The organism is Cellulomonas sp., from assembly GCF_036279715.1.
In the GTDB taxonomy this organism is placed as follows: domain Bacteria; phylum Actinomycetota; class Actinomycetes; order Actinomycetales; family Cellulomonadaceae; genus Cellulomonas_A.
In genome coordinates this window covers 1-12,952 of sequence record NZ_DASUIR010000171.1, presented here as the reverse complement: position 1 = coordinate 12,952, position 12,952 = coordinate 1, and the positions used below count along the sequence as shown (strand labels likewise).

Sequence of the window (12,952 nt, the reverse complement as noted above, 5' to 3'; positions counted from 1 at the left end):
ATGACGATGAGACTCACCAGGCGTACCGGATGGGGCGCAGCCGCCGTCGGCGTTGCCGCGGCGCTCGCTCTCACCGGGTGCAGCAGCAGCAGCGCGACCGAACCGGCGGCCACAGGGACGGCCAGCGGGACGGCGGCCGCGACGACGGCCCCGCTCACCCCGGTCAAGCTCCAGCTGCAGTGGTTCACGCAGGCGCAGTTCGCCGGCTACTACGCGGCCCTCACGCAGGGCTTCTACAAGGCCGAGGGCCTCGACGTGACGATCGTCGAGGGCGGCGTCGACATCGTGCCGCAGACCGTCCTGGCCGACGGCTCGGTCGACTATGCGATCGCGTGGGTGCCCAAGGCGCTCGCCTCGCGGGAGCAGGGCGCGGGCATCACCGACGTCGCGCAGATCTTCCAGCGGTCGGGCACGCTGCAGGTCGCGCTCGCCGGCAGCGGCATCACGACCGCCGCCGACCTCAAGGGCAAGAAGGTCGGCAACTGGGGCTACGGCAACGAGTTCGAGCTCTTCGCGGGCATGACGAAGGCGGGGCTCGACCCGGCCAAGGACGTCACGCTCGTCCAGCAGCAGTTCGACATGAACGCGCTGCTGTCCGGCGAGATCGACGCCGCCCAGGCGATGACCTACAACGAGTTCGCCCAGGTGCTCGAGGCGACCAACCCGGCGACCGGTGCGCTGTACCAGCCGTCCGACTTCTCGGTGATCGACTGGAACACCGAGGGCACCGCGATGCTCCAGGACGCCATCTGGGCCAACACCGAGAAGCTGAGCTCGGACAAGGCGTACCAGGACACGACCGTGAAGTTCATCAAGGCGAGCCTCGAGGGCTGGATCTACGCCCGCGACAACCCCGAGGCCGCCCGTGACGCCGTAGTGGCCGCCGGTTCCCAGCTCGGCAACAGCCACCAGCTGTGGCAGACGAACGAGGTCAACAAGCTCATCTGGCCGTCCAAGGCCGGCATCGGCATGATCGACGAGGCCGCCTGGAAGCAGACGGTCGACGTGGCCCTGACGACCAAGAACGACCAGGGGGCGAGTGTCATCACCAAGGAGCCGGACGCCGAGGCGCACACCAACGAGTATGTGACGAAGGCGCTCGCGGAGCTCACGGCCGAGGGGGTCGACGTGACGGGCTCGACGTTCGCCCCGCTCACCGTGACCCTCGCGGCGGGCGGCAGCTGACCGCGAGCGCGTCGGCACCGCACGACCGCACCATCCCAGGCACCTGACCGGGGTCGGCGCCGCTGCACCGCAGCGGTCGTCGGCGTCGACCCCGGCGGGTGCCGGGCACCACCCGAGAAAGAGGCGAGAGGCATGACCGCACCGCTCGATGACGCCGGACAGCTCGCGTACGAGCTCGACCGCGCCCACGTGTTCCACTCCTGGTCCGCCCAGCGCAGTCTCGACCCGATCGTCATCACGGGCGCAGCGGGGTGCGAGGTGCAGACGGCGGACGGGCGCACGCTGCTGGACTTCTCGAGCCAGCTCGTCAACACGAACATCGGCCACCAGCACCCGCGGGTCGTCGCCGCGATCGTGGCGCAGGCCCAGGAGCTCACGACGGTGGCCCCGAGCCACGCGGTGCTCCCGCGGGGTCTGGCGGCCGCCGCGATCGTCGCGCACGCGCCCGCCGGGTTCTCCAAGGTCTTCTTCACGAACGGCGGCGCGGACGCCAACGAGAACGCGATCCGCATGGCGCGCCAGGTGACCGGCCGCGACAAGGTGATCTCGTTCTACCGTTCGTATCACGGCAACACCGGCTCGGCGGTCGTCGCGACGGGCGACTGGCGGCGGATCCCCAACGAGTACGCACGCGGCCACGTCCACGTCTTCGGGCCGTACCTGTACCGCAGCGAGTTCTGGGCGACCACACCCGAGCAGGAGTGCGAGCGCGCGCTCGTCCATCTCGAGCGCGTCCTGCAGTCCGAGGGTCCGTCGTCCGTCGCGGCGATCCTCATCGAGACGATCGTCGGGACGGCAGGCGTCCTGGTGCCACCGCCCGGGTACCTCGCGGGCGTCCGGGCGATCGCCGACCGCTACGGGGTGCTGCTGATCCTCGACGAGGTGATGGCCGGGTTCGGGCGGACCGGGGAGTGGTTCGCGTTCGACCACGACGGCGTCGTCCCGGACCTCATCACCTTCGCGAAGGGCGTGAACTCCGGGTACGTGCCCGCGGGCGGCGTCATCATCTCCGACCCGATCGCCTCGGCGTTCGACGACCGCGTGTTCCCCGGCGGCCTGACCTACTCGGGGCACCCGCTCGCGATGGCGGCCGTGGTCGCGACCATCGGCGCGATGGAGGACGAGCACATCGTCGAGAACGCCGCCCGGATCGGCGCGGACGTGCTCGGTCCCGGCCTGGTCGAGCTTGCCGAGCGGCACGACGTCATCGGCGAGGTCCGGGGGCGCGGGGTCTTCTGGGCACTCGAGCTCGTGAGCGACCGCTCGACGCGCGCGCCGCTGCCGGCCAGCGCGATGTCCCAGGTCAAGGGCGAGCTCATGGCGCGCGGCCTGCTGCCGTTCCTGGCGGACAACCGCATCCACGTCGTGCCGCCGTGCATCGTCACGGACGACCAGGTGCAGGCGGCGCTCGCGATCTACGACGAGGCGCTCGCGGTCGTGGGCGGTGCGCTGTGACCGCCGATCGGCTGCGCGCGGTCGTGACGGGGGCATCGAGCGGGATCGGCGCGGCCACGGTGCGTCGGCTGCGCGCCGACGGGTGGGACGTCGTGGCCGTCGCCCGGCGAGCAGACCGGCTCGCGGCACTGGCCGCCGAGACCGGCGCGGAGGCGTTCGCGGCGGACCTCACGTCCGACGACGACGTCGCGCGGCTCGCGGCGTTCATCGACGACACCGGGGGCCTGACGTCGCTGGTCAACAACGCAGGTGGCGCGCTCGGGCTCGACCGGGTCGAGCAGGCCGACGTCGACGGCTGGCGCGCGATGTACGAGACGAACGTGCTCGGCACGCTGCGCGTCACCCAGGCGCTCCTGCCGGCGCTGCGCGCGAGCGGTCGCGGTGACGTCCTCGTCGTGACCTCGACCGCGGGCATCGCCCCGTACGAGGGCGGCGCGGGGTACACCGGGGTGAAGCACGCCGAGCGGATGCTGACGACGACGCTGCGCCTGGAGCTCATCGGGGAGCCGGTGCGCGTCATCGACATCGCGCCGGGGAACGTCGCGACGGAGGAGTTCTCGCTCGTCCGGTTCGCCGGTGACGCCGAGCGGGCGGCGAAGGTCTACGAGGGGTACGAGCCGCTGCTGGCCGAGGACGTCGCGGACGTGATCGCGTTCGCGCTCACGCGTCCGCACCACGTGAACATCGACACCCTCGTCGTGCGGCCCCGCGCCCAGGTGTCGAACACCCAGATCGGTCGGCGGCAGCCCGCAGCCGATCGGGCGTAGGCCGCGGCACGCGGGCAACTGCCCCGGCCTCAGGGCGCGGAGCGGACCTGGTCCCGACCCGCGGCCTTGGCCCGGTAGAGCGCCTCGTCGGCCCGGCCGAGCAGGTCCAGCACCGCCTCGTCGGCGTGGTGCTGGGCGACCCCGATGCTGATGGTGATCCCGCCGCCCGGGATCAGGTCGTGCCACGCGTGCGCCCGGACGGCGTCCCGGAGGCGCTCACAGACCTCGGCCGCGGTCAGGGCGTCGACGCCGTCGAGCAGCAGGACGAACTCCTCGCCGCCGTAGCGCGCCGCCCGATCGCTCGTTCGAAGGGTTCCCGCCAGGATCGCGCCGATCCTGGCGAGGACCTGGTCGCCGACCTGGTGCGACCAGCGGTCGTTGACACGCTTGAAGTGGTCGACGTCGATGAGGGCGCACGCGAAACCGCGCGGACGGGACGTCACCCAGTCCGTGAGCGCCGTGTCGAGCGCGCGCCGGTTCGCGAGGCCGGTGAGCGCGTCGTGGGTGGCGTCGTGCTCGAGCCGGGCGTTGTGCTCCTCGAGAGCCGCCGCGCGGCGACGTTCGGCCGCGGCGCTCTGCTCGATCCGCTCGACCTCGAGGCGCGAGCTGAGCAGGTCGGCGCGACGGTCCGCGGCCCGGTCGTGCTGCCGGGTGGTCGCCAGGTGCAGCTCGCGCAGCGTGCGCAGCGCCGCCGCGAGGTCGCCGCGGCCCTCGTGCGCGTCCACGAGGGTAGCCAGGAGCTCCAGGCGCTCGGCGGGGCGACCGATCGCCTCGCAGCGGTCGAGGCCGTCGCGCAGCTCGAGGATCGCCTCGTCGAGCCGTCCCGAGCGCACCAGCCAGCGACCTCGGAAGCTGGCCAGGGCGATCTGCTGACGTGATGTGGGGAAGCGCGCGAGCATCACACGCGTGGCCTCGAGCGCCTCACCCGCAGCGTCGAGGTCTCCGCCGACCATGTGCGCGCCGACGACGGCGAGCCTGGCGTCGATCGCGACCCGGCCCATGCCGGTCGCATCGGCCTCGTCGACCGCCTGCCGCGCGATCGTCAGGGCGTGCCGGACGGCGCTCAGCGCGCCCCGGGGGTTCTCCTGCTGGAGCCGGCGGCTTGTGACGACGAACGTCATGGCGAGGTTCGTGAGCGCCATCGCAGCGTGGTCGGGGTCATCGGCTGCGAGCCACAGTCGACGAGCCTGGGTGAGCAGCTCGGCCGCCTGGGGCGCGAGCTGGGCCATGCCGGTGTAGACGGTGCCGAGGCTGTTGAGGACCGATGCCGTGCCGGCGTCGTCCCCGGCGGCCCGGCGCAGGGCGAGCGCGTGCGTCAACAGGTCGATCGCGGTGTCGAGGTCGCCGATCTCGTGGTGGACGAGGGCTCGGCACACGGCCGCCCGCGACTGCCACACCAGGTCGCCACGCTCGCGGGCGAGGGTCTCGGTGCGGGTCGCGGCGGCCAGTGCTGCCGCGTCGTCGGCCAGCACGTGATGGGCGTAGGCCGCGTGGCACGAGAGCCGCATCTCGGCGTCCTCGTCGCCGAGGGCGCGGGCCAGCTCGAGTGCACCGAGCGAGCGGACCACGCACGCCTGCGGGTCCGTCTCGCTCAGCAGCTCGAGCTCGTCGACGAGCAGGTCCCAGTCGGGCGTGCCGGGACGGTCGATCGCGGCCGGTCGCTCGTCCACCGCTGAAATGGTCCTGGCCTCTCTCACACCTGTGCGCGACGGCGTCGTCGTTGCCGCGCGATTTTCCCATCGGCGCGCGAACGCCGGAACTGAGCACATCGCACCTCCGTGCCCGCGCCGCGACGCGTGCGCATAGGGTCGGCCCATGAGCACACCAGCCAGCACATCCACGGTCATCGGCGCCCCAGGCGCGGGGCTGCGAGCCGTCGTGACCGGCGCGTCGTCGGGCATCGGCGCGGCGACCGTCCGACGCCTGCGCGCCGACGGCTGGGCGGTCGTGGCCGTGGCGCGGCGCGCGGACCGGCTGGCGGCGCTCGCGGCCGAGACAGGTGCCGAGGCGGTCGTTGCTGATCTGACGTCGGACGACGACGTCGCGCGGCTGGCGCGTGAGGTCGCCGCAGGTGGCCCGGTGCATGCGCTCGTGAACAACGCGGGCGGCGCCTTCGGCCAGGATCCCGTCGCGACCGGTTCGCTCGACCAGTGGCGTCAGATGTACGAGATCAACGTGCTCGGAACCCTGCGCGTCACTCAGGCGCTGCTCCCGGCGCTGCGCGCGAGCGGCCGCGGAGACGTGCTGGTGCTCAGCTCGACCGCGGCGCACGACACGTACCCGGGGGGCGGTGGCTACGTCGCGGCGAAGCATGCGGAGCGCCAGATCGCGACGACGCTGCGCCTCGAGCTCGTCGGCGAGCCGGTGCGTGTCCTCGAGATCGCGCCCGGCATGGTCCGCACCGACGAGTTCAGCGTGACGCGGTTCGGGGGCGACCAGGCGCGGGCCGACGCCGTCTACGAGGGCGTGGTCGGTGGTCCGCTGGTGGCCGAGGACGTCGCGGACGCGATCGCGTGGGTCCTGTCGCGGCCCCACCACGTCAACATCGACCTGCTCGTGATCCGCCCGCGGGCCCAGGTGTCGAACACGATGGTCGCCCGCGCCTGACACATCGCGCGGTCCTCACGCCAGCAGGCGCGTCAGGGCTGCAGGGCGCGTGCCCAGCCTCCGTCAGTCGGGGCGAACCCTGCGTGCCCGAGGTACGTGCTCACCGAGGCAAGCTCGGGACCCGTGACCACCCGCTGGGCGCCGCGGGCGGCGAACGGTCCGGCGGGGGAGTAGAGGAACGACCCCGCGGTGTAGTCGCGATACCCCGGGATCACGTAGTCGACGAGGAGCCGCCACGTGCCGGCCGGCGCGCCGTCGTCTGCCACGGCGGCGACGAGCCCGACAGTGACGTCGCCGTGCAGCACGAGGGCGCACAGCGTGTTCGCCGCGCCCACCGTCGCGAGCGTCGCGGGCAGGTCACGGGCCACGGGGAAGAACTCCGCGACGTCGTCTCCGTGGTGCGCCAGGAATCGGCTGACGAACGGGTCGCCCGGCCCGGCACCGACCCACTCGAACGCGCTGCCGCGGCGCCGCTGGCGGACCAGGGAGACGGCGAACCAGGCGTTGATGACGCACAGCGCGGCGTTCATCGCGACCATGGGCCAGACGCCGATGATCGCGTTGAACGCCACCAGCGCGAGGGACGCCGCGAGGTTGAGCACCCGGAGCCGCAGCATGCGCGACTGCAGCACCGAGTAGACGAGCAGCGCTGATCCGGCCCATCCGAGGGCGTCGACGAGATTCACGTCGTGAGCGTAGCGAGCCGCGAGGCGTCAGGCAGCGACGCCGACCCGCCCGAGCACCTCGGCGACCAGGGCGTCGAGGTCGTCGACGAGCGCGACCGCACCGGCCTGGGCCAGCTCGCCGTCCGCGGCGTACCCCCACGTCACGCCGATGCACTCGATGTCGTTCTCGGCTGCGCCCTGCACGTCGTGCGCGCGGTCGCCGACCATGACGACGCGCGTGTCGTCCGAACGGCGCGCGAGTCCCAGCCCTGCGAGCGCGTCGGCGATGACCATCGCCTTCGTCGAGGTGCGCTCGTCGAGCGGTGCGCCGTACACGGCGTCGACGAGGCCGGTCAGTCCGAAGTGGTCGCAGATCGGGCGCGCGTAGACGACGGGCTTCGACGTGGCGACCACCAGCGTGCAGCCGGCCGACCGCAGCCGGGCCAGGGCGTCGGGGACCCCGTCGAACACGGAGTTGTCGAACATGCCGCCGGCCTCGAAGACCGTCCGGTAGGCACGCACCATCTCGGTGAGCCGCTCGACGGGGACGCCGTGCCGGGGGAAGGAGTCCGTGATCGGCGGTCCGACGAACGAGCGGAGGGTCGCCGCGTCCGGCACGGGCAGGCCCAGTGTCCGGTAGGCCTCCGCGGCCGAGGACACGATGCCAGGCGCGGCGTCCATGAGCGTCCCGTCGAGGTCGAGCAGGACGAGGGAGGTGGGGGCCGGGTTCACCCCCTGATTGTGCCGCCCCGGAGCCACTACCCCGGAACCGGGTGCCGCGACCGGGACGTGCGGCCAGCGACGCGCGCGTGCGCGGCGCCTACGCTGCGGGCATGGCGATGACCGAGGCGGCACCCGGACAACGGCTCCCCGACGACCGCGAGATCCTCGACTGGGAGCTGTTCGGTCAGGCGACCCGTGCGCTCGCCCGGGCCGTCGTCGCCTCCGGGTTCGAGCCGGACATCGTCGTGGCCGTGGCCCGCGGCGGCCTGCTGCCCGGCGGTGCGCTGTCGTACGCGCTCGGCACGAAGGCGGTCGGCACGCTCAACGTCGAGTTCTACACCGGCATCGACACCCGGCTCCCGGGGCCCGTCGTCCTCCCGCCGCTGCTCGACACCGACGCGTTCCACGGCCTGCGGGCACTCATCGTCGACGACGTCGCTGACACGGGGGAGACCCTGGCCCTCGTCCGCGAGCTCATGGCGTCGCACTGTGCCGAGGCACGGACGGCCGTGCTCTACGCGAAGCCGCACTCGATCGTCACACCCGACTACGTGTGGCGACGCACCGACCGGTGGATCACGTTCCCGTGGTCCGCGCTGCCGCCGGTCGACCGACCCGCGAGCGCAGCGGCTAGCATGAACGGCACAGGCGTCGACCCGGCCATCACCGGCGAGCCTCCGGAAGAACAGCTCTCCGCAGGGGGAGCCCAGTAGAACCGGACGGGCAGGCCCGTCACAGCCGTCAAGGAGCGGCCGTGCGCGCGGTACCGGGTCACCGGCCGGACGTGCGGCAAGCGGGGTGGTACCGCGGTGGCGGACCGGTTCGAGCCGGGCGCCGTCGTCCTCGTGCAGGTGATGACGAGTGAACGACCGACCGACCCCTGGAGCCCGAGCGATGGCCTATCCGCTGCACCGTCACGACGACGGCGTCCCCGCCAGCCCCGACCTGCCTGCCCTCGAGAACGCGGTGCTCGCGTACTGGGACACCGACCACACGTTCCAGGCATCGATCGACCAGCGCCCCGCGGGCGACGAGGGTGCGAACGAGTTCGTCTTCTACGACGGCCCCCCGTTCGCCAACGGCCTCCCGCACTACGGCCACCTGCTCACGGGCTACGCGAAGGACCTCGTCGGGCGCTACCAGACGCAGCGCGGCCGCCGCGTCGAGCGCCGGTTCGGCTGGGACACCCACGGGCTGCCGGCCGAGCTCGAGGCCGAGCGGATCCTCGGCATCACCGACAAGTCGCAGATCGACGAGATGGGCATCGCGGAGTTCAACGACGCCTGCCGCACGTCGGTCCTGCGGTACACGAAGGAGTGGCAGGAGTACGTCACGCGGCAGGCGCGCTGGGTGGACTTCGACCACGACTACAAGACGCTCGACCTGACCTACATGGAGTCGGTCATCTGGGCGTTCAGGCAGCTCTACGACAAGGGCCTCGCCTACGAGGGCTACCGCGTCCTGCCGTACTGCTGGCGCGACGAGACGCCGCTGTCGAACCACGAGCTGCGCATGGACGACGACGTCTACCAGTCGCGTCAGGACCCGGCTCTCACGGTCGGCGTCCGCCTGGAGACCGGCGAGCTCGCGCTGCTGTGGACGACGACGCCCTGGACGCTCCCGAGCAACCTCGCGCTCGCGGTCGGCCCCGACATCGACTACGTCGTCGTCGTGCCCGCCGAGGGTCTGCTGGCCGGGGAGCGCGTCGTGCTCGCGCAGTCCCGGCTCGCGTCGTACGCCAAGGAGCTCGGCGAGGACCCTGCCGTCGTCGAGCGGCTCGTCGGGACCGACCTCGCCGGGCGGTCGTACACGCCGCCGTTCGCGTACTTCGCCGGTCGCCCGAACGCGCACCGGGTGCTCGTCGCGGACTTCGTCACGACCGAGGACGGCACGGGGATCGTGCACCTCGCGCCCGCGTTCGGCGAGGACGACATGGTGGTGTGCGACGCCGCCGGCATCACCCCGGTCGTGCCCATCAGCTCCAAGGGCCGGTTCACGAGCGAGGTCCCCGACTACGAGGCCCTGCTCGTCTTCGATGCCAACGCGCCGATCATCGCCGACCTGAAGGCCGGCACCGGGCCGCTCGCGGCCGTCGACGCGGCGCGCCGGGCCGTCGTGCTGCGCCACGAGACGTACCAGCACTCCTACCCGCACTGCTGGCGTTGCCGGAACCCCTTGATCTACAAGGCCGTGTCCAGCTGGTTCGTGCGCGTGACGCAGTTCCGTGACCGCATGGTCGAGCTCAACCAGGAGATCGCCTGGGTCCCCGAGCACATCCAGGACGGGCAGTTCGGCAAGTGGCTCGCCGGGGCGCGCGACTGGTCGATCTCGCGGAACCGCTACTGGGGCACGCCGATCCCCGTGTGGACGAGCGACGACCCCGCGTACCCGCGCACCGACGTGTACGGCTCGCTCGCCGAGCTCGAGGCCGACTTCGGGGTGCCGGTCACGGACCTGCACCGCCCGTTCATCGACGACCTGACGCGGCCGAACCCCGACGACCCGACCGGTCGGTCGACCATGCGCCGCATCCCCGACATCCTCGACGTCTGGTTCGACTCGGGGTCGATGCCGTACGCCCAGGTCCACTACCCGTTCGAGAACGTCGACTGGTTCACGAACCACTACCCGGGCGACTTCATCACGGAGTACATCGGGCAGACGCGCGGCTGGTTCTACCTGCTCCACGTGCTCGCCACGGCCCTGTTCGACCGGCCCGCGTTCCGGACGTCGGTGTCCCACGGCATCGTGCTCGGCTCGGACGGCCGCAAGATGAGCAAGTCCCTGCGCAACTACCCGGACGTGTACGAGGTCTTCGACCGCGACGGCTCGGACGCGATGCGCTGGTTCCTCATGGCGAGCCCGATCCTGCGCGGCGGCAACCTCGTCGTCACGGAGGAGGGCATCCGGTCGGAGGTCCGCCAGGTGCTGCTCCCGCTGTGGAGCACGTGGTACTTCTTCGCGCTCTACGCGGGCGCCGCGAACGGCGGCGAGGGCCTCGAGGCGCGGCGCGTCACGGCCGAGGACCACGCGGGCCTCGCGACGATGGACCGTTACCTGCTCGCCCGCACCCGGGACCTGGTCACGCGGGTCACGGCGCAGCTCGACGCGTACGACGTGCCGGGCGCGTGCGAGTCCGTCCGCGAGCATCTCGACGTCCTGACCAACTGGTACGTGCGGACGTCGCGCGAGCGGTTCTGGGCGGAGGAGGCCGGTGCGTTCAACACCCTGTGGACCGCGCTCGAGACCCTCACGCGACTGATGGCTCCGCTCGCCCCTCTGCTGTCGGAGGAGATCTGGCGCGGCCTCACGGGCGGTCGCAGCGTGCACCTCACCGACTGGCCCGACCTGACCCCGGGGTCGGCGGACGACGTCGCGCTCGTGGCCGACGACGAGCTCGTGGCCGCGGTCGACCGCACGCGCGAGATCGTCTCGGCGACGCTCGGTCTGCGCAAGGCGCACTCCCTGCGCGTCCGCCAGCCGCTGCGCGAGCTGCGGGTGGCGGTGGCCGATCCGGCGCTGATCACGCCGTTCGTCGGTCTCGTCGCCGCCGAGCTCAACGTCAAGCGCGTCACGCTCCTCTCGCTCGAGGATGCCGCCGCAGGCGACGTCGGGGTGACCACGCAGCTGAGCGTCAACGCGCGAGCCGCCGGTCCGCGCCTCGGCCGAGGGGTCCAGGACGCCATCCGGGCCGCCAAGGCGGGGGACTGGTCGCAGGACGCGGCCGGGGTCGTCGTGGTGCACACGCCGGCGGGCGACGTCCCGCTCGTCGCCGGCGAGTACGAGCTCGCGACGGTGGCCGAGGCGGGAGCCGGCGCGCCCGGCGCCGCCGAGCTCGCGGCCGCGGTCCTGCCGTCGGGCGGGTTCGTCGTGCTCGACCTCGTGCTCGACGACGCGCTGCGCGCCGAGGGATATGCGCGGGACGCCGTGCGCGTCGTGCAGGACGCACGCAAGGCCGCCGGGCTGCAGGTCAGCGACCGGATCCGCCTCACGCTCGAGGTGCCCGGCGCGGAGGTCGACGCGGTGCGGGCGCACCAGGAGTTCATCGCGACCGAGACGCTCGCGACCGAGGTCATCATCACGGCCTCGGACGCGCGCGAGCTCGCCGTCCGAGTGGAGAAGGCATGAACGCGTCATTCCGGGACAGCGGTGCGGACAACGTCCGCCGGGAGGCCGCCCGTGCAGCGAGGTCGGCCGCCGACGAGGTGTACGCCGCGATCCTCGAGCGCGCACCCGAGAACGACATCGACCCGACGCTGGACCGGGTGCTCGCCGTGTGCGAGCTGCTCGGTGACCCGCAGCGCGCCTTCCGGGTCGTGCACATCACGGGCACGAACGGCAAGACGTCGACGTCGCGCATGGTCGAGCGCCTGCTGCGCGAGCACGGGCTGCGCACGGGCCGGTTCACGAGCCCGCACCTGACACGCGTGACCGAGCGGATCGCGATCGACGGCGAGCCGATCAGCGACGAGCGGTTCGTCGAGGTGTGGCAGGACGTCGCGCCGTACGTGCACATGGTCGACGTGCGCTCGCTCGAGCAGGGCGGGGCCCGGCTGAGCTTCTTCGAGGTCTTCACGGTGATGGCGTTCGCGGCGTTCGCGGACGCGCCCGTCGAGGTCGCGGTGATCGAGGTCGGCATGGGCGGCCGTTGGGACGCGACGAACGTGGCCGACGGCGACGTCGCAGTGATCCTGCCGATCGCGCTCGACCACGAGCGCTACCTCGGGCACACGCTCGTCGAGATCGCCAGCGAGAAGGCCGGGATCATCAAGGACGGCGCGACCGTGGTGCTCGCGCCGCAGCACGACGACGTCGAGGGCGTGCTGCTCCAGGTCGCCGCCGAGCACGGGGCCCGCGTCGTGCGTGACGGCGTGGACCTCGCGGTCGTCGACCGGCAGATCGCCGTCGGCGGTCAGCTGCTCACGCTGCGGGGCATGGGCGGGGTCTACACCGATGTGTTCCTTCCCCTGTACGGCGAGCACCAGGCGCACAACGCGCTCGCGGCCCTCGCTGCGGTCGAGTCCCTGGTCAACGGTGGCGCGGCGCTCGACGGCGACGTCATGGGTGCGGCCTTCGCCGACGTCGACTCCCCGGGTCGGCTCGAGGTCGTCCGCACGAGCCCGACCGTGCTCGTCGACGCGGCGCACAACCCGGCCGGTGTCGCGGCGCTCGTCGAGGCCGTCGAGGAGGCGTTCGAGTTCACGCGGCTCGTCGGCGTCGTCGGCGTGCTGAACGACAAGGACCCGGAGAACATCCTCGCGGGGCTCGAGCCGCTGCTGGCCGAGGTCGTCATCACGCACGTGTCGAGCCCGCGCTCGATGGACGTCCACGACCTCGCCGAGATCGCGATCGATGTCTTCGGCGAGGACCGCGTGCACGTCGAGGAGCGGCTCGATGCCGCGATCGACCTGGCTGTCGCGCGGGCCGAGAGCGAGGAGGACTACGGCTCCGGCGTCCTCGTGACCGGGTCGGTCGTGCTCGTGGCCGAGGCGCGGATCCTGCTCGGCAGGCCGTGAGGCTGGTGCGGCGGCCCTGCACGAACGTGCAGGG

General features: G+C 72.4%; 10 protein-coding genes. 7 read left to right on the top strand and 3 right to left on the bottom strand.

Annotated elements, in window-relative coordinates:
• Positions 1–6 precede the first annotated feature (6 nt).
• The 3 genes from VFW79_RS16080 (at position 7) to VFW79_RS16070 (ending at position 3,407) form a co-directional block, all read left to right on the top strand.
• The gene (locus VFW79_RS16080; protein WP_329678295.1) at positions 7–1,185 is read left to right on the top strand and encodes an ABC transporter substrate-binding protein; all 1,179 of its coding nucleotides are present in this window, start codon (positions 7–9) and stop codon (positions 1,183–1,185) included.
• Between the two features lie 132 nt (positions 1,186–1,317).
• Positions 1,318–2,640, top strand: coding sequence for an aspartate aminotransferase family protein (locus tag VFW79_RS16075; RefSeq protein WP_329678294.1), 1,323 nt, complete (start codon positions 1,318–1,320; stop codon positions 2,638–2,640).
• On the top strand, positions 2,637–3,407 hold the full coding sequence (locus VFW79_RS16070) for an SDR family oxidoreductase (RefSeq protein ID WP_329678293.1): 771 nt from the start codon (positions 2,637–2,639) through the stop codon (positions 3,405–3,407). The genes VFW79_RS16075 and VFW79_RS16070 overlap by 4 nt, the downstream gene beginning before the upstream one ends.
• Before the next feature lie 29 nt (positions 3,408–3,436).
• Here VFW79_RS16070 and VFW79_RS16065 read toward each other — a convergent pair whose 3' ends face one another.
• Entirely contained in the window at positions 3,437–5,077 is a 1,641-nt protein-coding gene (locus VFW79_RS16065; RefSeq protein ID WP_329678292.1) for a tetratricopeptide repeat-containing diguanylate cyclase, read from the bottom strand.
• Between the two features lie 145 nt (positions 5,078–5,222).
• Here VFW79_RS16065 and VFW79_RS16060 point away from each other — a divergent pair, with 145 nt between their 5' ends.
• Entirely contained in the window at positions 5,223–6,014 is a 792-nt protein-coding gene (locus VFW79_RS16060) for an SDR family oxidoreductase (protein WP_329678291.1), read from the top strand.
• 32 nt (positions 6,015–6,046) lie between these two features.
• Here the strand turns inward: VFW79_RS16060 and VFW79_RS16055 are convergent, their stop codons facing one another.
• Both VFW79_RS16055 and VFW79_RS16050 read right to left on the bottom strand, forming a co-directional pair.
• On the bottom strand, positions 6,047–6,700 hold the full coding sequence (locus VFW79_RS16055; RefSeq protein WP_329678290.1) for a hypothetical protein: 654 nt from the start codon (positions 6,698–6,700) through the stop codon (positions 6,047–6,049).
• 27 nt (positions 6,701–6,727) lie between these two features.
• On the bottom strand, positions 6,728–7,411 hold the full coding sequence (locus VFW79_RS16050) for an HAD hydrolase-like protein (RefSeq protein WP_329678289.1): 684 nt from the start codon (positions 7,409–7,411) through the stop codon (positions 6,728–6,730).
• Between the two features lie 101 nt (positions 7,412–7,512).
• Between VFW79_RS16050 and VFW79_RS16045 the strand changes: the two genes are divergently transcribed.
• The 3 genes from VFW79_RS16045 to VFW79_RS16035 all read left to right on the top strand — a co-directional run bounded on the left by VFW79_RS16045 (position 7,513) and on the right by VFW79_RS16035 (position 12,918).
• Complete coding sequence (locus tag VFW79_RS16045; protein WP_109130238.1) at positions 7,513–8,115, top strand: phosphoribosyltransferase; 603 nt, start codon at positions 7,513–7,515, stop codon at positions 8,113–8,115.
• A gap of 181 nt (positions 8,116–8,296) precedes the next feature.
• Positions 8,297–11,530, top strand: coding sequence for an isoleucine--tRNA ligase (ileS, locus tag VFW79_RS16040; RefSeq protein WP_329678288.1), 3,234 nt, complete (start codon positions 8,297–8,299; stop codon positions 11,528–11,530).
• Positions 11,527–12,918 carry a folylpolyglutamate synthase/dihydrofolate synthase family protein gene (locus VFW79_RS16035; RefSeq protein ID WP_329678287.1) on the top strand — a complete coding sequence of 464 codons (1,392 nt, stop codon included), beginning with the start codon at positions 11,527–11,529 and terminating at the stop codon, positions 12,916–12,918. The genes ileS and VFW79_RS16035 overlap by 4 nt, the downstream gene beginning before the upstream one ends.
• Positions 12,919–12,952 lie beyond the last annotated feature (34 nt).